Origin of the sequence: Luteimicrobium sp. DT211 (genome assembly GCF_049844995.1) — a bacterium.
In the GTDB taxonomy this organism is placed as follows: Bacteria; Actinomycetota; Actinomycetes; order Actinomycetales; family Cellulomonadaceae; genus Luteimicrobium.
Window position 1 is genome coordinate 751,793 of the sequence record NZ_JBNCMC010000001.1, and the last position, 25,482, is coordinate 777,274.

Consider the following 25,482-nt stretch of genomic DNA (forward strand, 5'->3'; position numbering starts at 1 on the left):
AAGGAGTCCCAGGCAGCCGGATGCGGACCTGCGTCGCGGATGAAAAGCCCGGGACCTACCGCGCGCGAGCGGTCGACGGCCACCCCCAGACGCGTGACGCGGGCGTCCGTCCACCGATCGGGGGTGGTGCCGCCCGCGCGTCGGCGGGCGCTGCTACGGTCCGGGACATGACGACGGCGACCAGCGACCCGGCACCCTCCGCCGTGCTCGTGCGCAGGGGCGGGCTGCGGGTCCACACCTCGGAGCGGGCGGACGTCCTGGTCGACGAGCTCGCCGCCGTGCTGGCCGCGGACCCGCCGGCCGACCCCTTCGCGGCCGAGGTGGTCGCGGTCCCGACGCGCGGGGTCGAGCGCTGGGTCGCGCAGCGGCTGTCGCACCGGCTGGGTGCGCTCGGCGCGCCAGGCACCGGCGGGGAGGCCGGGGTGTGCGCCAACGTCGTCTTCGACTCGCCGGCTCTCGTGCTGCATCGCGTCGTCGCCGCGGCGGGCGGGGTCGACCCCGACGCCGACCCGTGGGACCGCGAGCGACTCGCCTGGCACGTGCTCCGCGCGATCGACGCCGCCATCGAGGAGGGGCAGGCGTGGGCGGCCCCGCTCGCGCGCTTCCTCACCGACCCACCCGGCCAGTCCGCGGCGGACGGCGTCCGGGCCGGGCGGCGCATGCGCCTCGCGCAGCGGGTCGCGGCGCTGTTCGCCGCGTACGGGGCGCAGCGCCCCTCGCTCGTGGCGGCCTGGGCGGAAGGGGCGGACGACGACGGCGCCGGGGCCGCGCTCCCCGCCGACCTGGCCTGGCAGCCGCAGCTGTGGCGCGCGGTCCGGGAGGCCGCGGCGGTCCCGAGCCCGGCCGAGCGCCTCGCGACGGCGCTCGAGGTCCTCCGGGACGACCCCGACGCCGTGGAGCTCCCGGCCAGGCTCTCGGTGTTCGGGCCGACGCGCCTGGCCGAGGCCCAGCTCGACGTGCTCGACGCCCTCGCGGCGCACCGCGAGGTCCACCTCTGGCTTCCGTATCCCTCACCGACCCTGTGGGGGCGGGCGACCGGCGCGCTCGGGTCGGCGCGGACGCGCACGGCACCGCGGCGCGCGGCGGTCCGGACGCCCGCGACGCACCCCCTGCTGGGATCGCTCGCGCGGGACGCCACCGAGCTGAGCCTGCGGCTCGCGTCCCGCGACATCCAGGTCACGCACCATCCCGCTGCCCCGCCGCCCGCGACGGTGCTCGGGGCCCTCCAGGCCGCGCTGCGCGCCGACGCGCGCCCCGCCGCGGACGCCAGGCCCGCGGCCGCGGGGGCGGACCGGACGGTGCAGGTGCATGCGTGCCACGGCCGCTCGCGGCAGGTCGAGGTCCTGCGCGAGGTCGTCGTCGGGCTGCTGGCGGACGACCCGACGCTCCAGCCACGCGACGTCGTCGTGCTGTGCCCGGACGTCGAGGCGTTCGCGCCGCTGGTGACCGCGACGTTCGGTGCGGCCTCGACGACGTCGTCCGCGGACGACCTGGGCGGGTCCCACCCGGGCCGCAGCCTGCGCGTCCGGATCGGCGACCGGTCCCCGGCACGCACCAACCCGGTGCTCCGCGTCGTCGCGGACCTGCTGACGCTCGCCGGGTCGCGCGTGACGGCGTCCGCGGTCGTGGACCTCGCCGGCCTCGACGCGGTCCGGCAGCGGTTCCGCCTCGACGACGCCGACCTCGAACGCCTGCGCGCGTGGACCCTCGAGACCGGGGTGCGCTGGGGCGAGGACGCGAACCGTCGGGGACGGTTCGGGGTGCGGGTCGGGCAGGGCACGTGGTCGGCGGCGATGGACCGGCTGCTGCTCGGCGTCGCCATGTCCGACGAGGACTACCGCCACCTCGACGCGACCCTCCCGCTCGACGACGTCGGCAGCACCGACGTGGACCTGGCGGGGAGGTTCGCGGAGTTCGTCGACCGGGTCACCGGCCTGCTGGCGGAGCTCGAGGGCGTCCGGCCCGCGCCGGCGTGGTTCGACGCGCTCGACCGCGCGCTCGTCCTGCTCACCGACACGCCGCCCGCCGACCAGTGGCAGCGGGTCGAGGCCCGCGCGGTCCTCGCCGACGCGCGCGCGAGCGCCGGGGCGTCGCCCGAGCAGGCGCTGCGCCTGCCCGACGTCGTCGCGCTCCTCGAACGGCGGCTCGCGGGACGTCCGACGCGCGCCGGCTTCCGTACCGGCGCGCTCACCGTCTGCTCGCTCGAGCCGATGCGCGCGGTCCCGCACCGCGTCGTCTGCCTCCTCGGCATGGACGACACGGCGTTCCCGCGCGTCGGAACCCCGAGCGGCGACGACGTGCTCGCGCGCGACCCGCTCGTGGGCGAGCGCGACCGCCGCTCCGAGGACCGCCAGCTCTTCCTCGACGCGGTCCTGGCGGCCACCGACCACCTCGTCGTCGTCCACTCGGGCGCCGACGAGCGGACGGGCCGCCCGCTGCCGCCCGCGGTGCCGGTCGGCGAGCTGCTGGACGCCGTGGACGAGTGCGTGACCTTCCCGGCCGGCGCCGACGGCACGTCCGCGGACGCGCGCGGGGCACTCGTCGTGCACCACCCGCTCCAGACCGTCGACGAGCGGAACTTCGAGCCCGGACGGCTCGGTCGCCCGGGCCCGTTCAGCTTCGACGACGTCGAGCGGCGGGCGGCCCTCGTCGGCCGCGCGCCGCGCGCCGACCGCCCGCCGCTGCTCGAGGCCCCGCTGCCACCCCTGCCCGACGACGACGCCACGCTCGGCCTCGAGGGTCGCGGTGGCCTCGTGCCCACGCTCGAGCACCCGGTCAAGGCGTTCGTCCGGGACCGGCTCGGCGTCTGGCTCCCGCGCGAGGAGACCGACCTGGAGGACCGGCTCCCGCTCGAGCTGGGCGGCCTGGACGGCTGGGCGGCCGGCGACCGGATCCTGTCGGCCGTGCTCGACGGCGCGGACCCCGCGCTCGCCGCGAGCGCCGAGCGGCTCCGCGGGAAGATGCCGCCCGGGCGGCTCGGCTCGGCCGTGCTCCAGGGGGTCTCCGACAACGTGGCCGCCGTGGCCGCCGAGGCCGTGCGCTTCGTGCGCGCACCCGCCGCGACGCTCGACGTCACGGCGCCGCTCCCCGACGGGCGGACGCTCGTCGGGACCGTGGCGGGCGTACGTGACGCCGACGGAGGGGGCGGCACGGTCGTCCGGGCGCTCTACTCGCGCCTCGCTCCCAAGCACCGGCTGCGGGCGTGGGTCCAGCTCCTCGCCCTCGTCGCGAGCGGTGCGCCGGTGTCGTCGGCGGTGACGATCGGCCGGGGACAGGGCAAGCGGCCCACCGCGACCGCGAGGCGGCTCGTCGCGCCGTCACGCGACGAGGCCCGCGAGCTCCTCGGCCGCCTGGTGGCCGTCCGCGACCTCGCCCTGCGCGAGCCGCTGCCCCTCCCCGTCGACCAGGCGGAGCGGTACGCGAGCCGTCGCGCCGACGGCGAGGACACGGGCGCGATCCTGCGCGACCTCGACGACCGCATGGTCGGCGACCGACGGTTCCGTGAACCCGACGCGTACGAGGTCCTCGCCTGGGGCGACGACTGGCGGCTCACCGCGATCGCAGGGCTCCCGTCCGACGCCGAGCACGGCCTAGTGCCCGACGAGGCGACCCGGTTCGGTGTGCTCGCGCGCTTCGTCTGGGACCCGCTGCTCGCCCACGAACGCACGGAGGGAGCGTCATGAGCGCGACCACGACCGGCGGGCCGACGGGGCTCGGGAACCAGGACGCCCTGACCGTCTTCGACGTCTGCGGACCGCTCCCCCGCGGTACGACGGTGCTCGAGGCGAGCGCCGGGACCGGCAAGACGTACACGATCGCGGCGCTCGCGACCCGGTACGTCGCGGAGGGGCTCGCCGAGCTCCCGCAGCTGCTCGTCGTGACGTTCGGGCGGATGGCGACGAGCGAGCTGCGCGACCGCGTGCGCGAGCGCCTCGTGGCGACCGAGCGCGCGCTGCGCGAGCCGGACGCGCGGGCGAGCGACGACCCGGTCGTGCGGCTCCTCGCCGACGTCGACGACGCCGAGCTGGGGCGCAGGCAGGCGCGGCTCGCGGTCGCGCTGACCCAGGTCGACGCCGCCACCATCACCACGACGCACGGGTTCTGCCAGCAGATGCTCGCGGCTCTCGGGACCTCGACGTCGGGCGGTGTTGTCGAGCCGGGGACCCCGCTCCTCCCGGACGTCGCCGACCTCGAGACCGAGGTCGTGGACGACCTGTACCTGCGCAAGTACGCCGGCGTCGACCGGGCGACGCTCACGGTGAAGAACGCGCGCGAGGTCGTGCGCAGCGCGATCTCCGACCACGCGGCGGTGCTCGCCCCCGACGACGCCGCGCCGGGGAGCGCTGCGGCCGACCGGTACGGCATCGCGCGGGCCGCGCGGTCGGAGCTGGACCGCCGCAAGCGCCTTGCGCACCTCGTCGACTACGACGACCTGCTGGTGCTGCTGCGGGACGCGCTGACGGACCGCGTGTCCGGGCCCGCCGCCGTCGAGCGCGTCCGCGAGCGCTACCGGGTCGTGCTCGTCGACGAGTTCCAGGACACCGACCCCGTGCAGTGGGAGATCCTGCGGGCCGCGTTCCACGAGCGCCCGGACGAGGCGAGCGCGCTCGTCCTCGTCGGAGACCCGAAGCAGGCGATCTACGCGTTCCGCGGTGCCGACGTGCACACCTACCTCGCGGCGCGGGCCGACGCGACCGCGTCGACGCTCGGCCGCAACTGGCGGACGGACGCGCCCGTGCTCGAGGGGCTCGCGCACCTGTTCGGCGGCGCGGCCCTGGGCGACCCGCGCATCGTGGTCCATCCTGTCGAGGCCGCGCGCCGGGAGCGCCGGCTCGTGGGCGGCCCGCCCGTGCTCGTGCGGCGCGTGGCCCGGGCGGCGATGGGGGCGAGCGGGAGCGGCAAGGCGCCCGGCGTCGGGCCGGTGCGCGAGGTCGTCGTCGCGGACGTCGCCGCCCAGGTGGTCCGCACGCTCGACGGGACCCGGCTCCGGGACGGGGCGGACGACGTCGCGACGCGGGCCGCCCTCCCCGGCGACCTGGCCGTCCTGGTCCGCACGAACACCCAGGCCCTGGCCGTCCGCGAGGCCCTCACCGACGCGGGCGTGCCCGCCGTGATCTCGGGTCTGTCCAGCGTGTTCGGCTCGCCCGCCGCGCGGGACTGGCTCGTGCTCCTCAGCGCGCTCGCGAGCACCGGCGACCCGGGCCGGGTGGCCGCCGCGGCCCTCACGCCGTTCGTCGGGTGGGACGCAGCGCAGCTCGCGGAGGCGGACGACGCCACCCGCGAGGACCTCGCCGACCTGCTGCGCGCGTGGTCGCACGTCCTCGACGAGCAGGGCGTCGCCGCGCTCGTCGAGGCGACGACCGCGCACGGTCTGCACGAGCGGCTCCTGCGCCGCACCGACGGGGAGCGTGCGCTCACGGACGTCCGGCACGTCGCGGAGGTCCTGCACGCGACCGTGCGCGACGCCGGGCTCGGCGCGACCGCGCTCGTCGAGTGGCTCCGCGCCCGGATCAAGGACGCCGCGTCGGACTATGCGGAGGAGCGCAGCCGCCGCCTCGAGACGGACGCGGCCGCCGTCCAGGTGGTGACCGTCCACGCGGCGAAAGGCCTGGAGTACCCGGTGGTCCTGGTGCCCTTCGCGTGGGACCGGTTCCTCCCGCGCGACCCCGAGCTGCTGCACTTCCACGACCCCGACGGCACGCGTCGCCTGCACGTGGGCGGCCGCGGCAGCCCCGGCTACGACGACGCCGTCGCCCGCCACCGGACCGAGGAGGCGGGCGAGGACCTGCGCCTGGCCTACGTGGCGCTGACCCGGGCCGCGAGCCAGGTCGTCGTCTGGTGGGCGCCGACGGGCCTCAACTCCGCCGCGGGAGCGCTCGGCCGGCTCGTGCTCGGCGAGCGCGACGTCGACGGCAGCCCGAACGCGACCGCCCCGGTGCCCTCCGACGCCGACGCGCAGCGGGCGTTCGACGCCCTCGCCGCCACCAGCGGCGGCACGATCGCGCACGAGAGCGTGTCCGAGCGCCCGCCGGCGGCGCGCTGGACGCCCCCGCCGGGCGACCGGCCGGCGCTGGAGGTCGCGCGCCTGCGCCGGTCCGTCGACACCGCCTGGCGGCGCACGTCGTACTCCGGCCTCACGGCCGCCGCGCACGACGCCGGGCCGGCATCGTCGGCGGAGTCCGGGGCGCGCGCGTCGGTCGGCGTCGCGGACGAGCCGGAGAACCCGGGCATCACCGACGAGCCCGACGAGCCGACCGCGCCCGTCGAGGGCGCCGCGGGACACTCGGACGAGTCGGAGGACGCCGCCCTGCGCGCCGTGCCCTCGCCGCTCGCCGACCTCCCCGGCGGGACGGCGTTCGGGACGCTCGTCCACGCGGTCCTCGAGCGCACCGACACGGCCGCGGACGACCTGCTGGCCGAGGTCCGCGCCCGCTGCGAGGACACCGGGCTCGCCCCGGGGATCGGGGTGCAGCCGACCCGGCTGGCGGAGGCCCTGCTGCCCGTGCTGCACACGCCGTGCGGGCCGCTGCTCGGCGGCCGCTCGCTCGCGGACCTGGCGCCGCGCGACCGGCTCGCGGAGCTCGACTTCGAGCTGCCCCTCGCCGGCGGGGACGTCCCCCGCGCGGGCGGCGGGCGTGCGCCGAGGCTGCGCGACGTCGCCGACCTCCTGCGCGAGCACCTCGCCCCCGACGACGTGTTCGCGCCCTACGCGGAGCGGCTCGACGAGCTCGGCACCGAGGAGGCCCGCGGGTACCTCACGGGCAGCATCGATGCCGTCCTGCGCGTCCCGGCCGACGGCGCGGGTGGTGTCGCCGCCGCGACGGGCGCCACCCTCGCCCGCGCCCGGTCCGGGTCGGGGGCGACGCACCCGGCGGACTGTCGCTACGTCGTCGTCGACTACAAGACGAACCGGCTCGCGCCACCCGACGAACCGCTCACCGCGTGGCACTTCCGCCCCGACGCGCTCGTCGCCGGGATGATCGACTCCCACTACCCGCTGCAGCTCCTCCTCTACACGGTCGCGCTGCACCGGTACCTGCGCTGGCGGCTCCCCGGCTACGAACCGGACCGGAACCTCGGCGGCGGGGTGTACCTGTTCGTGCGCGGGATGTGCGGCCCGGAGACGCCGGTCGTCGACGGTTCGCCGTGCGGGGTGCTGTCGTGGCGGCCGCCCACGCCGCTGGTCGTGGCGCTGTCGGCGCTGCTGGACGGAGGGCGGTCATGAGCGTGCTCGAGGTCGTGGACGGGGACCCGCGCGCGCCGTGGCGCGCCGGACCGCTCCTGGGCGCGTTCGCGCGGGCCGGGGTGCTGACGTCGGCGGACGTGCGCACGGCGGAGCGCCTGGGCGCGCTGACCGGCGAGACCGACGAGACCGTGCAGCTCGCGGCCGCGCTCGCCGTGCGGGCGCTGCGGTCCGGGTCTGCGTGCGTGGACCTGCGCGACGTGCGGAGCCTCGTCGCGGAGGACGTCGACGACGCCGCGCCCGACACGCTCTCCTCCGAGGGCGTCGGCGAGGCCCGCACGCCCGTCGCCGAGCTCCCGTGGCCCGACCGCGACGCCTGGGAGACCGCACTGCGGCGCAGCCCGCTCGTGGCGGACGGGGTCGACGGCCCGCCGGACCGGCCCGTCCGGCTCGTCGACCACCGCCTGTACCTCGACCGGTACTGGCGTGACGAGCAGGTGGTGCGGGCCGCCGTCGAGGAGCGGCTCGCGTCCCCGCTCCCGGTGGACGGCGCCGCGCTCGACGCGGCCCTCGCCCGGTACTTCCCGGGCGGGTCCGACGACCGGCAGCGGCTCGCCGCCGCGACCGCGGCCCGTTCCCGGCTCACGGTGCTGACCGGGGGCCCGGGCACGGGGAAGACGACGACGGTCGCGCGCCTCGTCGCGACGCTGCGCGACGCGCTCGACACGGACTCCCAGCCGCTGCGCGTCGCGTTCTGCGCGCCGACCGGCAAGGCGGCCGCACGGCTCCAGGAGGCCGTCGACACCGAGCTCGCCCGGCTGGACGCCGGGACGGTCCACGCGACGACCATCCACCGCCTGCTCGGGACCCTGCCCGACTCCCGGACCCGCTTCCGGCACGACCGCGCGAACCGGCTCCCGCACGACGTCGTCGTCATGGACGAGGCATCGATGGTGTCGCTGCCGCTGCTGGCCCGCGTGCTCGAGGCGCTGCGCCCGGACGCGCGGCTCGTGCTGGTCGGCGACCGGCACCAGCTCGCGTCCGTCGAGGTGGGCGCCGTCCTCGGCGACCTCGTGGACCGGCTCGCATCGCCCGTCGGCGTCCGCTCGCCCGACGATCCGGGCACCGACCTCGACCTGGCGACGCCGGGCCGCCATCCGGGCGCGGTCGTCGAGCTGGTCGTGCGGCACCGGTTCGGTGAGGAGCTCGGCGCGCTCGCCGACGCGATCAACGCCGGCGACCCCGACGAGTCGCTCGCGCTCCTGCGGGCGGGCGGCCAGCACGTCCAGCTCGTCGAGCTCACGGACGGCGTGGTCCGCGAGACCGAGGTGCCGCAGGTGCGGGACGACGTCGCCGCCGCCGGGGCCGCCGTCACCGCCGCGGCCCGCGCGGGCGACGCGGAAGGCGCGCTCAACGCGCTCGGCACGCACCGCCTGCTCGTCGCGCACCGGCGCGGCCCGGCGGGCGTCGTCCGCTGGGCGGCGCTCGCCCAGGGCTGGGTCGCCGAGGCGACCGGACTGCGCGAGACCGGACCGTGGCCCGTCGGCCGCCCGGTGCTCGTCACGACGAACGACCGCACCACCGGGCTGTCCAACGGCGACACGGGCGTGGTGGTCGACGACGGCGCGGGTGGCGTCGTCGTGGCGTTCGGGGAGCCGGGCAACCCCCGCCTCGTCCGGCCGCACCGGCTCCCCGCCGTCGAGCCGGTGCACGCGATGACGGTCCACCGGGCGCAGGGCAGCCAGTTCGAGCGCGTGACGGTCGTGCTTCCGCCTGCGGACTCGCCGTTGCTGACCCGGGAGCTCCTGTACACGGCCGTGACGCGCGCGCAGGACCTGGTGCGCGTCGTCGGGACGGCCGACGCGGTCCGCGCCGCCGTGTCGCGGCCGGTGCGCCGCGCCAGCGGGCTCCGCTTCGCCCGCTGAGACGGCCCCGCCCGCCACCCACCGCACGATCGACGCGGCTCCGCGATCACTCCCCGCGGCCGCCGACCAGCTCCAGAAGACGAGCGTGCACGTCGGCCATGCCGGGGTTCGCACGTCGCGGGTCGCCGGGGTCCCGCCCGGCCAGCAGCGCGTCGAGGTAGCGCCGGTCGGCGTCGAGCCGCGCCAGACCGTCCGACGTCGGCCGCCCGTGCCCCGGGACGACGACGCGCGCCCGCGCGACGTACGGCGCGAGCCGGTCGAGCCCCTCGAGGTAGGCGGACAGGTCGTCGGGGGCGAAGGGCAGCGGGAGCTCGAGGTCGCTCAGCATGTCGCCGGCGAGCAGCACGCGACTCTCGGGAAGCCAGACGGCAGCGTGCCCGGGCGCGTGGGCGTCGTGCACCACGAGCTCGGGCGCCCCGGGCACGCCCGCTGTGGGCATCCGTTCTGCTGTCTCGGCCCCTCCCGAACCGGCAGAACGGATGCCCACAGCGGGGAAGGGGTCGACGCGGCCGACGAGGTCGAGCAGCTCGGGCGTCCACGGGTCGCGGACGTCCTCGGAGCCCTCGCCCGCGAGGACCGCTTCGCGCAGCTCCGCCCGCTGCTCGCGGGCGAGTGCAGCGGACGGCGGGGACGCCCACCGCGGCACGTTCCCGAGGCGCGGGTGCCAGAGCAGATGGTCGTGGTGGGCGTGCGTCGCGAGGCCGGCGACGACCCGCAGCCCCCGCGCGTCGATCGCGTCCGCGAGCCCCGCGAGCTCGTCGGGATGCCACGCCGGGTCGACGAGAAGCGCGTCGCCGCCACGCGCGACGACCGTGGACGTGGTCGACATCGTCCGGCTCGTGGCGACGAGCACCCCCGGCGCCACCTCGACGAGCTCCCTGGGCACCGCGCGACCGTAGCACCGGCGTCGAGCCCGTACCCGCGTCGACGCGAGCCGGCGCAACGCGCGAGGGCCACCCACCGCGAGCCCGCTGCGGCGGCCGTGCACAAGCCACGGATGGCCCGGCGCACGCGCCGCCCCGCTGCGGCCAGACTCCCCGCATGACACCGACCACGACACCCCGACTCGCACCCCGCACCCGGCCGCCCGACGACGCCTCGGGCCGCCCGACCACGCGCACGACGACGCCCCCACCCCGCGTGCGGCTGCGCGCCACCTGGCAGGCGCACCTCGACGCGTACGACCCCGAGGACTGCGCCCGCCCCGGCGGCGGAACCCCGGGCCACGAGCACGGCCGGCTGCTCGGGACGACGCTGCCGGAGTCGCTCGAGCCCTTCGTCCGGGGCATGCTGCTCGACCCGCCCGGACCCACGGACATCGTCCCGTTCGCCCGCCTGGACGGCGACGCCGCGGCCGACCTCCTCGACGCCCTGGCGCCGGCCGACCTCGACGACCGGCAGAACGACGCCCCGACACTCCGCGCGATCCTCGAGGCGACCGCCCTCCACCCGGACCGGCTGGAGGTCCACGGGTACGCCGTCGGGCCGGGCCGGTGCGACGAGCGCCTGACGGCGGAGGGCTTCTACGTGCGGTTCGACGACGACGTGCACCTGTCGCGCCGCCACGACGACGGCTGCGACTGCGAGCGCCTCTGGTCCTACGTGGTCGACGAGCTCGGGCTCGACGACGACGGCGCACGCCGGCCCGACGAGATCCTCCCGGCCTACCGCACGGACGACGAGCGGTGGTGGCGGCTGTGGTGGGACTGACGACCCGGGCGAGCCGGACGCTCGCGGCGTGGGTCGCGCACCGGCCGCGCCGCCTGGCCGGGGCGGCCGGCGCGCTGCTCGTCGGGGGCCTCGCTGCGGTGGCGGTCCTCGCCGTGCACGCCGGACCCGAGGGAGGCGGGGCGGCGGGCGGCGACCGGTCGACGCCGTCGGCCGCGCTCCCCCGCCCCGCCGCGACGGCGGCCGACGCCACAGACGCCCCGGCGCGGCCCGAACGGCCGCCGGACCTGGAGCGGTCGGACGAGCGCGGCGCCGCCGCGGCCGCCGTCTACGTGCTCGAGCTCGAGCCGTACGGGCTCCATAGCGGCGACTGGCGAGACTTCGCCGCGCTGTGCTCGGCGCGGAGCAGCTGGTGCCGGGACAAGACGGCGTCCATGCGGCTCGTGGCCGCCGGCGAGGTCCGGTACGACGGGTGTGCCACCGACGTCCGGGGGCTCCGGACCACGCCGACGGACGCGCCCGACACGTTCGTCGTGACCGTCGTGCAACGGCAGGCCGCGTGCGTGCGGCATGCGCTCGCGGCCTCGGCGGACGGCGGCGTCGACGTGTACGGCGGCAACCACGACCCCGACGCGACGCCCGACCTCATCGACGTGACCGTCCGGCACGGGAGCGCCGGGTGGCAGGTGCTGCGGGCGAGCCTCGCGTGACCAGGGCTGTTGAACGACCGAGGGCGGTCAGCCGGCCAGGCCCAGGAACTCCCGGATGACGGCCACCACGAGCTCGTGGTCCTCGTGCTGCGTGAGCCCGGACACCGCGACCGACCCGACGACTCCCACTCCCTCGACCCGGACGGGGAACGCGCCGCCCGCGGCCGCGTACTCGAGGAACGGCAGCTCGTGCGCCTGCGTGAAGGTCCGTCCCCGCGCGACCTCGCGCAGGCTCGCCAGGTACGTCGAGACGCCGAACCGCGCGACGACCCGCGCCTTCCGCTCGACCCACGAGTCGTTGTGCGGGCTCGTGCCGTCGAGCGCCGCGTGGAAGAGCTGCTGCTCGCCGCGCCGGACGTCCACGACGACGGCCAGCCCGCCGGCCCGCGCCCGCTCGACGAGCAGGCAGCCGAGCCGCCAGGCGTCGTCGTTCGTGAACGTCCGGAAGACGAGCTCGCGCTCCTGCTCCTGGAGGGCGGCGATCGTCGCGGAGAGGTCGACGTCGGGCATCGGGGTGGCGTGCGCATCGGTGGCCATGACCGCATCGTGCCACCGCCGGACACCCTCGCGCGGCGCGCCGGGACGCCGCGCGCCGGGACCCGGTCCGCCGGCCCGCCGTGTACGCATCGGCGGCGTCGTCGCTCCCTTGCAGGGTCGGCGCCCGCCGACGACGGACCGACAGGACGGAGCCATGGTGAGGCCGATCGAGATCGAGGTGTCCGTCGACGTCGACGTGCCGGCGGAGCACGCGTGGCGCGTCGTCGCGAACTATCGCTACGACGCCGCCTGGCGGGTCGGCGTCGAGACCATGACCCAGGAGCAGCCGGTCCCGACCCCGCGCGCCGCCGACCACACCGCCGCCGACCACGGCACCGTCACCAACGACACCCGGACCGTGGAGCGCTATCGCATCCTCGGGACGCGCCGGGTCAACGTGGCACGCATCTTCGACGTCGACCCCGGCCGCAGCTTCGCGTGGCGCACGGTCAGCGGGACGGACGCGGAGGGCACGAGGACCGTCGTCCCGCTCGGCCCCGAACGGTGCCGCGTCGTCCTGCGCACCGTCTCTCGCCCGCGCGGCCTCGAGACGATCCTCCGGCCCCTGGTCGCGCCGACCCTGCGGCGCACGCTCACGGCATCGACCGTCCGGCTCTCCGACCTGCTGCTGACGCGCGAGCCCGCCGGGCAGCCCGACGCCTGAGCGCCTCCGGCCCGAGCGTCAGCCCGCCGTACCGGCCGACGGGCACAGCCCCGCGACCGGGCACCCCGAGCAGTTCGGCTTCCGGGCGAAGCAGCAGCGGCGGCCGTGGAAGATCAGCCGGTGCGACATCATCGTCCACTCCGACCGCTCGATCAGGTCGCCCAGCGCCGTCTCGATCTTCACGGGGTCGGTCTCCTCGGTCCACCCGAGCCTCCGCGACACCCGCTTGACGTGCGTGTCCACCGTGATGCCCGGCACCCCGAACGCGTTCCCGAGCACCACGTTCGCGGTCTTGCGGCCCACGCCCGGCAGGGTCACGAGGTCCTCCAGCCGGCCCGGCACCTCGCCGTCGAACCGCTCCACGAGCGCCTGCCCCAGCCCCATCAGCGACGCCGACTTCGCCCGGAAGAAGCCCAGCGGCTTGAGGATGGTCTCCAGCTCGTCCCGGTCCGCGCCCGCGTACGCCGCGGCGTCGGGGAACCGGCGGAACAGCGTCGGCGTCACCTGGTTGACCCGCACGTCCGTCGTCTGCGCCGACAGCACGGTCGCGACCAGCAGCTCCAACGGGCTCGTGAAGTCAAGCTCGCACCGGGCGTCCGGGTACGTCTCCGCGAGCTCGCGGTCCACCCGCCGCGCGCGGCGCACCAGCCCGAGATGCGTCGTCGGCGGCTTGGCCGGGACCTTCGTGGAAGCTGCCATGCCGCCACCCTAGAGCCGGCCACCCACCACCGCCCGCGGCCTCGCGCCGCACCCGCCGGGAGGGCCCCGGAGAACCGCCCGGACGCCACCTGCCCGCATGACCTCGCAGGATGCGGCAGACTGTAGGGGACCGCGACGGCGTCGCGCCGGACAGCGGCCGCTCCCAGCCGGCACACCCCCGATCGCCGGCGACGACGACGAAGGACCAAACGGCGTGGACGACGAGGTTGTTCTCAAGGCCCCCCTCTTCGCAACCATGGAACCCGAGGAGACCCGCAAGCTCTTCGAGTCGATGCAGAAGGTCACCCTCGGGCGAGGCGAGATCCTCTTCCACGAGGGCGAGTCCGGCGACCGGCTGTACGTGATCGCGCGAGGCAAGGTCAAGCTCGGCCGCCGAGCCCCCGACGGACGCGAGAATCTCCTGTCCGTCCTGGGCCCCGGCGAGATGTTCGGCGAGCTGTCGCTGTTCGACCCCGGACCCCGCACCGCCACCGCGTCCGCCGTCTCCGACGCCCTCCTCTACGAGCTCCACAACAAGCAGCTCGTCGCCTGGCTCACCGAGCACCCCGGCGTCTCCAGCCACCTGCTGCGCGCGCTCGCACAGCGCCTGCGTCGCACCAACGACTCGCTCGCCGACCTCGTCTTCTCCGACGTCCCCGGCCGCGTCGCCAAGGCGCTCCTCGACCTCGCGAGCAAGTTCGGCGAAGCCACCCCCGACGGCGTCCGCGTCGCCCACGACCTCACCCAGGAAGAGCTCGCGCAGCTCGTCGGCGCGTCCCGCGAGACCGTCAACAAGGCGCTGGCGGACTTCACGCAGCGGCAATGGGTGAGGCGCGAGGGCCGTGCGGTCGTCCTGCTCGACGTGGACCGCCTGGAGCGTCGCGCGCGCTGAGGTACTCCGGCGGTCCGTGGTCGGGTCCGCGGAATGAGCGGGGAGAGGGCGTCGGATCTTCCATCCGCTCACTCGTTCCTCGCTCGCTCCCGCCAGACCCACCACGATCCGACGCCCTCTCCCCGCTCATTCCGCTCGGCGGTTGGGTCGCCCTATGTGGCTCTGCATGCACGACGACGGCGGTCGCCCGGGGTGGGCGACCGCCGTCTCTCGCTGGGGTGCTCGGGTTCAGGTGGCCGGTCATGACGCCGGCACACCGCCCCGCAGTCCCGGCCGTTCCGCGAAGTAGCCGGGCGGCCCGGATATCTCGGCGGAGCGGGTCAGGTCAGGCCGGGAGCTCCGCGATCAGCTCGACCTCGACCGGGGAGTCGAGCGGGAGGACCGTGACGCCGACCGCGCTGCGGGCGTGGACGCCCGCGTCGTCGAGCCACTCGCCGAGGGCCAGGCTCGCGCCGTTGATGACGCCCGGCTGGCCGGTGAACGACGGGTCCGACGCCACGAAGCCGGTGAGCTTGACGATGCGGACGCCGTCGAGGGTGCCCGCGACCGACCGGACCGCCGCCAAGGCGTTCAGGACGCACACGCGCGCCAACCCGGCGGCGTCGGCCGGGGGAACCAGGCCGGGACCGTCGCCGACCTTGCCCGTGACCGGGAGCGCGCCGTCCACGAACGGGAGCTGGCCCGACACGTACACGTGGTTGCCGCTGCGGACCGCGGGGACGTACGCGGCCACGGGGGCGGCGACGTCGGGCAGGGTGATGCCGAGCTCCGCGAGGCGGGCCTCGACGGACGCCACGCCGGTCACTCCCCCGTCGGGCGCTTGAGGTAGGCCACGAGCCCGTTGCCGTCGGGGCCGGTCACCACCTGCACGAGCTCCCAGCCGTCCGCGCCCCACTGGTCGAGCACAGCCTTGGTGTTGTGGATGATGAGGGGGATCGTCGCGTACTCCCAGGTCTTCGCCATGCGACCGAGCGTAGCCGCGCAGACGCCTTGCTTCTCACGAAACCCGCACAACCCCGCCGCGATCGCCGCCCGGAGACGCCCAGGTGCCTCACGTAGCCTAGGCATCATGGCTTCTCCTGCGGCTCCGCCTCCTCGCCCCCGCGGCCACAAGGTCAACGCCTTCCAGCTCATCGCGCTGCTGCTCGCGTTCGTCCTCGTCGCGACCGTCGGCGGCGTGCTGGCGGCCGGGCTGTTCATCCCCGCCGTCGCGGGCGCGAAGGCCGTCACCGACACCACCATCGAGGTGTTCAACGACCTGCCGACGGAGCTCGAGCAGAAGCCCCTCCCCCAGACGTCGACCTTCTACGCGAGCGACGGCAAGACCGTCCTGGCGCGGTTCTACGACCAGAACCGCACGGACGTCTCCCTCAAGGAGATCTCGCCGTACATGCAGCACGCGATGGTCGCGATCGAGGACAAGCGGTTCTACGAGCACGGCGGCATCGACGTCCAGGGCACCCTGCGCGCGCTCGTCAACAACGCGACGTCGTCGGACACCCAGGGCGCGTCGACGCTGACGCAGCAGTACGTCAAGAACGTGCTGATCCAGAACGCGCTCGCCGAGACCGACCCGGCCAAGAAGGCCGCAGCGCTGGAGGCTGCGCGGGGCAAGACCGAGGAGCGCAAGCTGCGTGAGGCGAAGCTCGCGATCTCCCTCGAGAAGAACATGACCAAGGACCAGATCCTCGAGGGCTACCTCAACATCGCCCAGTTCGGCCTCAAGGTGTACGGCGTCGAGGCGGCGGCGGAGTACTACTTCTCGACGACGGCGGCCAAGCTCACCCCGGTCCAGGCGGCCACGATCGCCGGCATCACCCAGCGTCCCGGCGACTACGACCCGACCGTCAACCCGGGCGACTCGCAGCGCCGTCGCAACCAGGTCCTCAACGACATGTACCAGCAGTCGTACATCACCAAGAAGCAGTACGACCAGGCAGTGAAGACCCCGCTGAAGAAGTCGCTGAAGATCGACACGACCTCGATCACGAACGGCTGCCAGCCCGCGACCGCGGCCGCGCTGTTCTGCGACTACGTCACGCGCGTCATCTCCAACAACGACGACGGCGCGTTCAGCTCGTGGGGCAAGACCTCCAGCGCGCGTCTCGACACCCTGAAGAAGGGTGGCTACAAGGTCGTCACGACGATCGACCTCAAGGACCAGAAGATCGCGACCAAGAAGGTCCGCAACGCGGTCCCGGTCGGGAAGAAGTCCACCACCACGACCAAGAGCGGCAGCGTCATCAAGCTTCAGCTCGAGAGCGCCCTCGCCTCGGTCGAACCCGGAACGGGCAAGGTCATCGCGCTGGCGCAGAACCGACCGTTCGACGGGTCGGCCAAGCCCATCAAGAACGGCTCCTCCGTGAACTTCGCGGCCGACCAGGACCATGGCGGGTCCCAGGGCTTCTCGCCCGGGTCGAGCTTCAAGGTGTTCGTGCTGGCGGAATGGCTCAAGGAGGGCCACTCGCTCTACGAGAACGTCAACGGGACCCCGCGGACGTTCCCCAGGACGGCGTTCCACGCCTCGTGCATCCGCGGCTGGAGCCCGTGGACCGTCGGTAACTCCGACGGCAGCGAGACGGGCTCGATGAACGTCCTGCGCGCGACCTACGACTCGGTCAACGCGGCCTACGGCGACATGGAGACACGACTCGACATGTGCGGCATCGGGAAGACCGCCGAGTCGATGGGCTTCCGGGGTTCGGCGACCGGCGACTCGAAGGTGCGGGTGACCGGACCCTCCATGGCCCTCGGAACCCAGAACACCTCGCCCCTCCAGCAGGCTGCGGCGTACGCGACGCTGGCCTCGAACGGGACGTACTGCGAGCCGATCGCGATCACCTCGATCACCAACGCCAAGGGCAAGAAGCTCCAGGTCCCCAGCGCCCACTGCGACTCGGGTGCTCTCGACCCGAAGATCGCGTCGACGATCACGTACGCACTGAGCAACGTCCTCACCCAGGGCTCCGCCAAGGGCAACCAGCTTGCTGACGGCCGGACCGCCGTCGGCAAGACCGGTACCGCGCAGCGCTCGAAGGCCGTCTGGTTCGTCGGCTACACGCCCCAGCTCTCGACCGCAGTCGTGGTCACGAACGCCGAGAAGGAGGTCGACCTCCACAACGTCACGGTCGCGGGCTCCAAGTACGCCCCGACCGAGCAGCGCTGGATGTACGGCGGCACGATCTCTGCGCCCACCTGGAAGGCCTACATGGACGAGGCCCTCGCCGGTGAGCCGAACGAGTCCTTCCCGTCCCCCGACTCGAGCCTGGTCGGCAAACCCAAGGCTCCGGTCAAGACGGACACCGGCTCCAGCACGAAGTCGAGCGGCAAGAGCGACTCCAAGGACACCAGCTCCAAGGACAGCAGCTCCAAGGACAGCAGCTCGAAGGACACCAGCAGCGGCGGTTCGAGCGACAAGGGCGGCAAGGGCGGCGGCGACAAGCACGGCGGGGGCAAGTAGCCGGTGACCGCTGGACGACGCGCGCTCGGCGCGCTGGGGTTCGTGGCGGCGTCGGCGACGGCAGGTGTGGGGTACGCGCTGTGGGAGGCGCGCCAGTACACGCTGCGGGACAGGACCGTCCCGGTGCTGCCGCCGGGCCAGCCCGACCTGACGATCCTCCACTTCTCCGACCTGCACCTGGTCCCCACCCAGGCGGACAAGATCGCGTGGGTGCGCGACCTGGCGTCGCTCCGACCGGACTTCGTCGTCGACACGGGCGACAACATGGCGCACCGCGACGCGCTGCGACCCCTGCTGCACGCGCTCGAGCCGTTGATGAGCACGCCCGGAGCCTTCGTCATGGGCTCGAACGACTACTACGCGCCCATGCCGAAGAATCCGGCGCGCTACCTCAGGCGCGACGCCCGCAAGGGTCCGGTCGTGAACCCGCCCAACCTCCCGGCCGCAGCGCTCGCCGCAGCGCTGACGGGCGCGGGCTGGAGGGACCTCACGAACCGGCGCGACGTCGTCGACCTCGACGACCGTCCCGCGGGAGCCGCGCGCCGGATCGAGCTGGTCGGCGTCGACGACCCGCACCTCGACCGCGACCTCTTCCCGCCGCGCCTGCCGGCCTCGGTGCCGCCGCACGCGTGGACCGAGGGCCCCGACGCGGACGCGCCGGCCGACCCGGCCGCCGCCGAGCCGCTCGTCCGGCTCGGCGTCACCCACGCGCCGTACGTGCGCGTCCTCGACCAGATGTACGACGACGGCGCCGAGCTGATCCTCGCCGGCCACACGCACGGCGGGCAGCTGTGCCTCCCGGGCTACGGGGCGCTCGTGACCAACTGCGACGTCGACCGGGAGCGAGCCAGTGGCCTGCACGGCTGGCCGGGCGCCAGCCCGGCCACCCCGGCGGGCGCCGGCTCGACGTGGCTCAACGTGTGCGCCGGGCTCGGCACGAGCCCGTACACGCCGGTCCGCTTCGCCTGCCGCCCCGAGGCCGTCCTGCTCCGCCTCACCGCCCGCGCGTCGTAGCGCGCTCCCGGCTCGGGCGGGCCGGCGCCCTCAGCTCTCGATGGCCGTGAGCTGGTCGAGGCCGCCCTCGAGGATGTCGCTCTTCGACGGCGCGGTGATGGTGACGGGCTCGCCCCAGTGGGTGAACGTCATCTCGACCGTCGCCCCGGAGACGTCAGCCTCGATCTTGCGCACGAGGTCGTCGTCGCCCACCCAGTACGTGTAGGTGACGGTCCGGGGCAGCGACGCCCCCGCCGTCCCGAGCTGGCTCTTGAGCGCCCCGCCGAGCTTCGCCGTGTCCACGACGACGACGTACTTCTGCGCCTGGACGCCGTCGATCGTCGTGGGCGCCCCGCTCTTCTCGAGGGAGGTGACGGCGTCCTTCAGCCCGGCGATCTGCTGCGTGGGGTCGCCGCCGTCGAGCAGGCCCTTGAACTGCGAGGCGAGAGGGTTGCTCGTGTCGGACGGGTCGATCTCGACCCACTTGTTCTTCGAGAGCTCGCCGAGGTTCATGTAGACGATGCCGTCGACGGCGCGGACCGTCATCTCAGGCATCGCGCCGGGCATCGTCACGGTCTCGTCCATGGCGACCTTCGAGCCGCCCATGTCGACGGTCCCGTCGACGCTGATCCTCTGGCCGGCCACGCTCGTCGTCATCGACAGGCGCACGGACTTCTTCGCGTGCTGCGCGGCGGTGAGCCGGGTCGCGAAGTTGTCGGCGGTGAGGGCGGCGGCCTCGGCGCCTGCGCCAGCCTGAGCAGCCGGCGCCGACGACGACGCGGCCCCCGCGGCGGGCGACGCGCTCTTCGCGGCGGTCGCGCCGTCGTCGGACGTGGAGCATCCGGTGACGGTCAGAGCGGCGCCGAGCGTGAGCGCGGCGAGGCCGAGGAGCGGACGACGCACGGGGACCTCCGGGTCGGGGCAGGACTGGCAGGTCCGTCCACCGTACCGGCCCGGAGGCCGAGCACGAGGCCTACGCCGACGACGGCGATGCCCGCCCAGACCCCGACGCCCGGCAGCGCGAGTCCCCCGGCGACGCCCGCGCCGGCCGCTGCGACGGGGGCCAGGCCGGTCAGGAGGCCCGCCCGGTCGGACCCGAGGGCGCCGACCGCGCCGTACCAGAGCACGAACGCGACAGCAGTGACGAGGACCGCGAGGTACGCGACCGTGAGGAGGTCGGCGCCGTCCAGCTGCCCGACGGCGCCCCACCCCTCGAGCGGGACGGCCAGGGCCGCGAACAGCACCGCCCCGATCCACACCGCGTGCAGCGACACGCCCCACGGCCCGTGCCGCCGCAGGACCGGGACGGCGAGCAGCGTGAACCCGGCCTCGCACACGAGCGTGACGACCGCCCACGCGATCCCCACGGCGTCGGCGTGCCCCGTCCCCTCGACGAGCACGGCCCCGGCGGTCACGACGACGGCCGCCACGACCAGCCGGGCCCGCGGCCTGCGCCGCTCGAGCGCCGGCCCGACGACGCCGAGCAACACGGGCACGCACGCGACGGCGACCGCCAGCACGGCCGGCTCGGCGTGCGCGGCCCCGCGGACCAGCGCGACGTTGAACAGCACGAGGCCCGTCGCGGCGACGGCGGTGAGCCACAGCCACTCGGCGCCGCGCGGACGCCGGATCGGCACCCCGCGCACCCGGGCGATCAGGACGAGCACCGCGGCCGCGATCGCGTAGCGCAGGGCCTGCGCCGTGAACAGCGGCGCGTCGACGAGCACGCGGGAGACCGCCGCGCTCGACCCGACCAGCACCATCGCCGCCGCGCCGCCCACGACGGGCACCCGCGAACGCCGGCCGCTGGCCGGGTTCGTCGGGGTTCGAGCCGGGCCCGGTCGTGTCGCGGTGCTGTCCATGTCCCGAGGCTCTCGCGCACACTGGTCCGGTGACCAGGTCCATCGACACCTCAACGAGTTGGTCCAATCCGTCGTCCGACTTCCTCCAGCTCGACCGCGGCCAGGCGTTCCCGCGCGACCTGTCGGGCTGGCTCGCCGACGCCGTGCGGTCCGCGATCGCGGACGGCCGCCTGCGCCCGGGTGCCGTCCTGCCGTCGACGCGCGCGCTCGCCGACGACCTCGGCGTCGCTCGCGGCACCGTCACCGAGGCGTACCGGCGGCTCGCCGAGAGCGGCCAGGTCGAGGGACGGGGGCGCGCGGGGACCGTGGTCCTCGAAACCCCCGTCATGGCGCCGCAGCGCCGGGAGCCTCGACCGGCACGCCCCGCGCCCGCCGGGCGCCCGACGCTGGCCCGGCCCGCGCCGTCGCCCGTGACGCGCGAGGCCGACGCCTCGACGTTCGAGGCCGTCCGCGCCGCGCGCCCCGCCGTCGACCTCATGCCCGGCGTCCCGGACCTCGCGGCCTTCCCCCGGGCCGCGTGGCTGCGCGCCGAGCGCCGCGTGCTCGACGACCTCGGCGCCGGGGCGCTGGCCTACGGCGACCCCCGCGGCGAGCCGGCGCTGCGAACCGAGATCGCGGCCTGGTTGGCGCGGTTCCGGGGGCTGCGGGTCGACCCGGACCGGGTGATCGTCGTCGCGGGCGTCGCCCAGGCGCTCGCCCTGGTCGCCCGCGCGCTGCGCGACGACGGGCACCGGGCGATCGCCGTCGAGGACCCGGGCTCGCTCGGCGCCCGGGACCTCCTCGCCTCGTGGGGCGTCGCGACCCCGCCGGTCGGCGTCGACGACCGCGGCCTCCGGGTCGACGAGCTGCGCGCGTCCGGCGCGGACGTGGTCCTCGCGACGCCGGCCCACCAGTTCCCGCTCGGCGTCGTCCTCGACGGGCCGCGCCGCCGCGAGCTGGCCGCCTGGGCCGCGGACGGCGGCCTGGTGATCGAGGACGACTACGACGCCGAGCACCGCTACGACCGCCCGCCCGTGGCGGCGTTGGCCGCCGGCCTCCCCGACCAGGTCTTCTACACCGGCAGCGTGTCGAAGCTGCTGGCTCCGGCCCTGCGGCTCGGCTGGCTCGTCGCGCCGCCGCGCCGGCACGACGTCCTCGTGGACGCGAAGCGCCACAGCGACCTCGGCAACCCGGTGCTCGGGCAGCTCGTGCTGGCCTCGCTGCTCGGCTCCGGCGCGCTCGAGCGCCACCTCCGGCTTGCCCGGAGCCGGCACCGGCGCCGGCGCGACGTCGCGGTCTCCGCCCTCGCGCGCGAGCTGCCGGGCGCCCGGGTCCACGGCGCGGCCGCGGGCCTGCACCTCACGGCCACGTTCGACGACGAGCCCGCGCTCGACGACGTCGTCCTCGCCCGCGCGGCGCTCGAGCGGGGCGTCGCGGTGCACCCGCTGGCGTGGCACCGGCAGCGGCCGGGGACGCCGGGCGTCGTCCTCGGGTACGGCGCCTCGTCCACCGGCACCATCGAGGACGGCGTCGCCCGGCTCGCGGCCGCGCACCGGGACCTGAGGTGAGGGCGGAGAATCGGCAGGTGACGCGAGACCGCGGGCCCTCGGCGCCCGGCACCCTGCCCCGCCCGTCCGACCCCGCGCCGTACCGCCGCGTCCTCGTCACGGGCGCCGCCGGCCTGATCGGGCGTGCGGTCCTGCGCCACCTCGCCCAGCGCGACGTGCCGGTGACGGCCCTCGTCCGGACCGACCCCGGCGACCTGGCGACAGGGCGCGGACCCGACGCCGATCCCACGAGCGTGGACCGCGTCGTCGTCGGGGACGCCGCGGACCCGCGCGTGGTGACGGACGCGCTCGACGGCGTCGACGCCGTCGTGCACCTGGCCGCGATCCCCTCCCCCGAGGGTGCCGAGGCGCAGGAGGTCTTCGCGACGAACACCGCGACCACGTTCGCCGTGCTCGAGGCCGCGGGCGTCGCGGGGGTCGAGCACGTCGTCGTCGCGGGCAGCATCAACGCCGTGGGCCTGCGCTTCTCGCCCGTCCCTGCGACGCCGGCCTACCTGCCGCTCGACGTCGCCTCGCCGACCCGTGCCGCAGACCCGTACGCGCTGTCGAAGGTCGTCGGCGAGGCCACGGCCCGGACGATGCACCGGCGGCACGGCACGACGATCAGCGTGCTGCGCTTCCCGATGGTGGGCGGCCTGGGCGAGGTGCCGGGGCTCGACGACCGGCTCACACCCTTCGCGTCGGGCACGGGGTTCGACCTGGCCGTCACCGCCCGCGACCTGTGGTCCTACCTGGAGACCCGCGACGCCGCGCGCGCCGCGGTCCTCGCACTCACGCCCGCCGAGCCCGGCGTCCACGTCGCGTTCGTCGCGGCCCCGACGACGTACGCCCCCTACCGCACGGCCGAGCTCCTCGCCCGCTACTGGCCGGGCGTCGAGGTGCGGCGCGAGCTGCCGGGGCGCACGGTCCCCCTCGACCTCGAGCCCGCGCGTCGGCTGTTCGGCTTCGAGGCCGAGCACGTGCTCGACCTCCCGGAGCTCGACCTCCCCTGATGCTCACCCGACGTGTCAGAACCTGACGGCGCTCGAACGCCGTCAGGTTCTGACAGCTCGAACGCCGGCCGGAATCGGATTTCGTCCAGGGGCCACGGGTCGGCTATCCTGGGCAGGCTCCGGAAGCGGTCGTGGTTCATGACGCGCGCCGGTGCACGACCTCGGGGTGTGGCGCAGCTTGGTAGCGCGCCTCGTTCGGGACGAGGAGGTCGCAGGTTCAAATCCTGTCACCCCGACCAGCCGGAAGGCCCGGAACCGCAACGGTTCCGGGCCTTCCGTCGTCTCCGGTCAGCGCGGGGCGCGGAACTGCTCGGGTCGCTCGCGCGGAGTCTCGGCCAGCGCCCGCACGACGCCGGCGGCGTCGAGGTCCGCGCCGTACACGGGCGTCCCGGGCTGCTGCCGCCACGACTCCGCGAGCGGGCCGGCGTCGACCGGGTCGAACCCGAGCGCGTCGACGATGCCCGACACGATCGGCCGCCCGGCGTCGTCGTCGCCCGCGATCGGCAGGGCGATCCGGCCCTCCGCGCCCGGCTCCGCGCCGCGGTCGCGCAGGTGTGTCCAGTTGATCCCGTTGAACACCTTGAAGACCGGGACCCCCAGCACCGACGACACCCACACGCTCTCGGGGACGTCGGGGTCCTCGATGCCGTCGATGCGGCCGTCGCGCTGCCAGTAGTAGTTGTTCGTCTCGATCACCGGGGCACCGGCGGCCCGCGCGTCGACGATGCCGGGCGCGAGGTCCGGGACCGCGCGCTCCGGGATGCTGAGGATCACCAGCTCGGCGTCGGCGGCCGCGTCCTTGGCCCAGACCGGCGTCGCACCGGTCTCGGCGGTGAGCCCCGCGAGCGTCTCGGGTGCCCGCGAGTTCGCGACCCGCACGTCGTGTCCGAGCGCGGTCAGCCGCCGCGTGAGGGTGCCGCCGATGTGTCCTGCTCCGATGATGCCGATCCGCACGTTCGTCTCCTGTTCGTCGTGGTCACCTGCTGCAATCACGACGTCCGGCTCGATGTTCCGGGCAACCGTCCAGAACCGCGCCGGACCCTAGGCGGGCTCGGGCCGGTGGGCGCGCAGGACCTTCGTCAGGAGCGCATGGAGCTGCTGCTGCTCGTGAGCGTCGAGACCGGCGAGCAGCTCGGCTTGGGCCCGGTTCGCGGCGTCCTGGATCGCGACGAGCCGACGCCCGCCGGCCGTGGTGAGGGTGACGACGTTGCGGCGCCGGTCGTCGGGGTCGGGCGTGCGGTCGACGTGACCGGCGGAGTCGAGCCGGGTCACGATCCCGCTGATCTCGTTGCGGTCGATGCCCAGCCTCCTGCCGAGCCCGGCCTGGCTGAGCGGGCCGTACTCCTCCAGGGCGGCGAGGACGGCGAAGTCGGAGCGCGCGCTGAGCGGCATGTGCCGGGCCGTGGCGCGGGCACCGATCGTGGACACCCTGCTCGCCTGCCAGCTCGTCAGCGCACGCAGCCGGGCGGGCGGCCGCACGTCGTCGTCGGTCTCTTCCATGCCGTGAGCATATCCGTTGGGGAGCCCAACCGATCAGTGCTACGTTGTCCACACCAACGTTGGGCTTCCCAACGGCCCTGATCCGAGGAGAGCACTCATGTCCGAGACCCCATCCCGTCGCGACCTGTCCGACCGTCACGTCCTGATCCCCGGCGGCACGGGCGGCGTCGGGGAGGGCGCCGTGCGGGCGTACCTCGCGGCCGGCGCCGACGTCGTCGTACCGACGCGGACCCAGGAGCGCGGGGACGAGTTCCGGGCCTTGCTCGGCGCGGCCGCCACCGAGCGCCTGCACCTGGTCGTCCACGACTACACGAGCTTCGCCGGTGCCGAGGCCCTCGTGGCGACAGCGGTCGACCGGCTGGGGAGCGTCGACGACGTCGTCGCCCCGATCGGCGGCTGGTGGTGGGGCAAGCCGCTGTGGGAGATCGACGAGGCCGACTGGCAGGGCGCGTTCGTCGACCTCGCGACCACCCACATGGCCGTCGTCCGCGCCGCCCTGCCGCGCATGACGCGGCAGGGCGCCTACACGATCGTCGTGGGCGAGTCCGCCCACGTCCCGGTCCCGGGCAGCGGCCTCGTGAGCATGGAGCAGACCGCGCTGCACATGATGCACCAGGTGCTCACCGCGGAGCTGGCCGACGCCAAGCGGGTCTTCTTGCTCGAGCTCGGCCCCGTCAGGACCCGGCTCACCGAGGCGCACGACCCGCAGCAGGTGACCGCCGACCAGGTCGGCGCCGTCGCCGCGGCGGCCTCCGCGTCGACGGTCGCCGGGCAGCACCTGCGGCTCCCGGACGGGCGCGCGGCGGCCGAGGTCCTCGCCCGGCTCCGAGAGGACTGAGCCCGGCGGACG

General features: G+C 75.4%; 21 protein-coding genes and 1 tRNA gene. 13 read left to right on the forward strand and 9 right to left on the reverse strand.

Annotation, left to right across the window (positions count from 1 at the left end; translation table 11 throughout):
- The first annotated feature begins 167 nt into the window (after window positions 1–167).
- Genes recC through recD form a run of 3 tightly spaced genes read left to right on the forward strand, consistent with a single transcriptional unit; the run spans window position 168 to window position 9,108 of the window.
- Complete coding sequence (gene recC / locus ACLQ14_RS03395; protein ID WP_425809876.1) at window positions 168–3,683, forward strand: exodeoxyribonuclease V subunit gamma; 3,516 nt, start codon at window positions 168–170, stop codon at window positions 3,681–3,683.
- A complete protein-coding gene (locus ACLQ14_RS03400) occupies window positions 3,680–7,225 on the forward strand; it encodes a UvrD-helicase domain-containing protein (RefSeq protein WP_425809878.1) in 3,546 nt (1,181 codons plus the stop codon). The genes recC and ACLQ14_RS03400 overlap by 4 nt, the downstream gene beginning before the upstream one ends.
- On the forward strand, window positions 7,222–9,108 hold the full coding sequence (gene recD, locus ACLQ14_RS03405; RefSeq protein WP_425809880.1) for an exodeoxyribonuclease V subunit alpha: 1,887 nt from the start codon (window positions 7,222–7,224) through the stop codon (window positions 9,106–9,108). Before ACLQ14_RS03400 ends, recD begins: the two co-directional genes overlap by 4 nt.
- 46 nt (window positions 9,109–9,154) lie before the next feature.
- On the opposite strand, the gene ACLQ14_RS03410 is transcribed toward recD, so the two are convergent.
- On the reverse strand, window positions 9,155–9,994 hold the full coding sequence (locus tag ACLQ14_RS03410; protein WP_425809882.1) for an MBL fold metallo-hydrolase: 840 nt from the start codon (window positions 9,992–9,994) through the stop codon (window positions 9,155–9,157).
- Between the two features lie 155 nt (window positions 9,995–10,149).
- Between ACLQ14_RS03410 and ACLQ14_RS03415 the strand changes: the two genes are divergently transcribed.
- Window positions 10,150–10,818 (forward strand): hypothetical protein, encoded by a 669-nt coding sequence (locus ACLQ14_RS03415; protein WP_425809884.1) that lies wholly within the window; start codon window positions 10,150–10,152, stop codon window positions 10,816–10,818.
- The gene (locus ACLQ14_RS03420; RefSeq protein ID WP_425809886.1) at window positions 10,809–11,486 is read left to right on the forward strand and encodes a DUF6318 family protein; all 678 of its coding nucleotides are present in this window, start codon (window positions 10,809–10,811) and stop codon (window positions 11,484–11,486) included. The genes ACLQ14_RS03415 and ACLQ14_RS03420 overlap by 10 nt, the downstream gene beginning before the upstream one ends.
- Before the next feature lie 27 nt (window positions 11,487–11,513).
- Here the strand turns inward: ACLQ14_RS03420 and ACLQ14_RS03425 are convergent, their stop codons facing one another.
- Window positions 11,514–12,023 carry a heme-degrading domain-containing protein gene (locus ACLQ14_RS03425; RefSeq protein WP_425809888.1) on the reverse strand — a complete coding sequence of 170 codons (510 nt, stop codon included), beginning with the start codon at window positions 12,021–12,023 and terminating at the stop codon, window positions 11,514–11,516.
- Window positions 12,024–12,177: 154 nt separating this feature from the next.
- Between ACLQ14_RS03425 and ACLQ14_RS03430 the strand changes: the two genes are divergently transcribed.
- Window positions 12,178–12,687: an SRPBCC family protein gene (locus tag ACLQ14_RS03430; RefSeq protein WP_425809890.1), complete on the forward strand. Its 510-nt coding sequence runs from the start codon at window positions 12,178–12,180 to the stop codon at window positions 12,685–12,687.
- Window positions 12,688–12,705: 18 nt separating this feature from the next.
- Here ACLQ14_RS03430 and nth read toward each other — a convergent pair whose 3' ends face one another.
- Window positions 12,706–13,386 (reverse strand): endonuclease III, encoded by a 681-nt coding sequence (nth, locus tag ACLQ14_RS03435; protein ID WP_425809892.1) that lies wholly within the window; start codon window positions 13,384–13,386, stop codon window positions 12,706–12,708.
- 214 nt (window positions 13,387–13,600) lie between these two features.
- Here nth and ACLQ14_RS03440 point away from each other — a divergent pair, with 214 nt between their 5' ends.
- Window positions 13,601–14,278 carry a Crp/Fnr family transcriptional regulator gene (locus ACLQ14_RS03440; protein ID WP_425809894.1) on the forward strand — a complete coding sequence of 226 codons (678 nt, stop codon included), beginning with the start codon at window positions 13,601–13,603 and terminating at the stop codon, window positions 14,276–14,278.
- A gap of 325 nt (window positions 14,279–14,603) precedes the next feature.
- Here ACLQ14_RS03440 and ACLQ14_RS03445 read toward each other — a convergent pair whose 3' ends face one another.
- Window positions 14,604–15,074, reverse strand: a complete 471-nt coding sequence (locus ACLQ14_RS03445; RefSeq protein WP_425809896.1) for a RidA family protein — start codon at window positions 15,072–15,074, stop codon at window positions 14,604–14,606.
- Window positions 15,075–15,079: 5 nt separating this feature from the next.
- Window positions 15,080–15,241 (reverse strand): DUF4177 domain-containing protein, encoded by a 162-nt coding sequence (locus ACLQ14_RS03450; protein ID WP_085998081.1) that lies wholly within the window; start codon window positions 15,239–15,241, stop codon window positions 15,080–15,082.
- A gap of 106 nt (window positions 15,242–15,347) precedes the next feature.
- On the opposite strand from ACLQ14_RS03450, the gene ACLQ14_RS03455 reads away from it, so the two are divergent.
- The gene (locus ACLQ14_RS03455) at window positions 15,348–17,738 is read left to right on the forward strand and encodes a transglycosylase domain-containing protein (protein ID WP_425809898.1); all 2,391 of its coding nucleotides are present in this window, start codon (window positions 15,348–15,350) and stop codon (window positions 17,736–17,738) included.
- Between the two features lie 3 nt (window positions 17,739–17,741).
- On the forward strand, window positions 17,742–18,752 hold the full coding sequence (locus ACLQ14_RS03460) for a metallophosphoesterase (RefSeq protein ID WP_425809900.1): 1,011 nt from the start codon (window positions 17,742–17,744) through the stop codon (window positions 18,750–18,752).
- Between the two features lie 30 nt (window positions 18,753–18,782).
- On the opposite strand, the gene ACLQ14_RS03465 is transcribed toward ACLQ14_RS03460, so the two are convergent.
- On the reverse strand, window positions 18,783–19,634 hold the full coding sequence (locus tag ACLQ14_RS03465; RefSeq protein ID WP_425809902.1) for an LppX_LprAFG lipoprotein: 852 nt from the start codon (window positions 19,632–19,634) through the stop codon (window positions 18,783–18,785).
- Window positions 19,583–20,593 (reverse strand): DMT family transporter, encoded by a 1,011-nt coding sequence (locus ACLQ14_RS03470; protein WP_425809904.1) that lies wholly within the window; start codon window positions 20,591–20,593, stop codon window positions 19,583–19,585. Before ACLQ14_RS03470 ends, ACLQ14_RS03465 begins: the two co-directional genes overlap by 52 nt.
- A 29-nt stretch (window positions 20,594–20,622) precedes the next feature.
- Between ACLQ14_RS03470 and ACLQ14_RS03475 the strand changes: the two genes are divergently transcribed.
- The 3 genes from ACLQ14_RS03475 (at window position 20,623) to ACLQ14_RS03485 (ending at window position 23,371) form a co-directional block, all read left to right on the forward strand.
- Window positions 20,623–22,140, forward strand: coding sequence for a PLP-dependent aminotransferase family protein (locus tag ACLQ14_RS03475; protein ID WP_425809906.1), 1,518 nt, complete (start codon window positions 20,623–20,625; stop codon window positions 22,138–22,140).
- A gap of 17 nt (window positions 22,141–22,157) precedes the next feature.
- A complete protein-coding gene (locus tag ACLQ14_RS03480; protein WP_425809908.1) occupies window positions 22,158–23,132 on the forward strand; it encodes an NAD-dependent epimerase/dehydratase family protein in 975 nt (324 codons plus the stop codon).
- A 162-nt stretch (window positions 23,133–23,294) separates the two neighbouring features.
- A tRNA-Pro gene (locus tag ACLQ14_RS03485) sits at window positions 23,295–23,371 on the forward strand.
- Window positions 23,372–23,420: 49 nt separating this feature from the next.
- Here ACLQ14_RS03485 and ACLQ14_RS03490 read toward each other — a convergent pair.
- Together ACLQ14_RS03490 and ACLQ14_RS03495 are read right to left on the reverse strand one after the other, a co-directional pair.
- Entirely contained in the window at window positions 23,421–24,125 is a 705-nt protein-coding gene (locus ACLQ14_RS03490; RefSeq protein ID WP_425809910.1) for an NADPH-dependent F420 reductase, read from the reverse strand.
- Window positions 24,126–24,173: 48 nt separating this feature from the next.
- The gene (locus ACLQ14_RS03495; RefSeq protein ID WP_425809912.1) at window positions 24,174–24,632 is read right to left on the reverse strand and encodes a MarR family winged helix-turn-helix transcriptional regulator; all 459 of its coding nucleotides are present in this window, start codon (window positions 24,630–24,632) and stop codon (window positions 24,174–24,176) included.
- A 97-nt stretch (window positions 24,633–24,729) separates the two neighbouring features.
- On the opposite strand from ACLQ14_RS03495, the gene ACLQ14_RS03500 reads away from it, so the two are divergent.
- Entirely contained in the window at window positions 24,730–25,470 is a 741-nt protein-coding gene (locus ACLQ14_RS03500) for an SDR family oxidoreductase (protein ID WP_425809914.1), read from the forward strand.
- Window positions 25,471–25,482 lie beyond the last annotated feature (12 nt).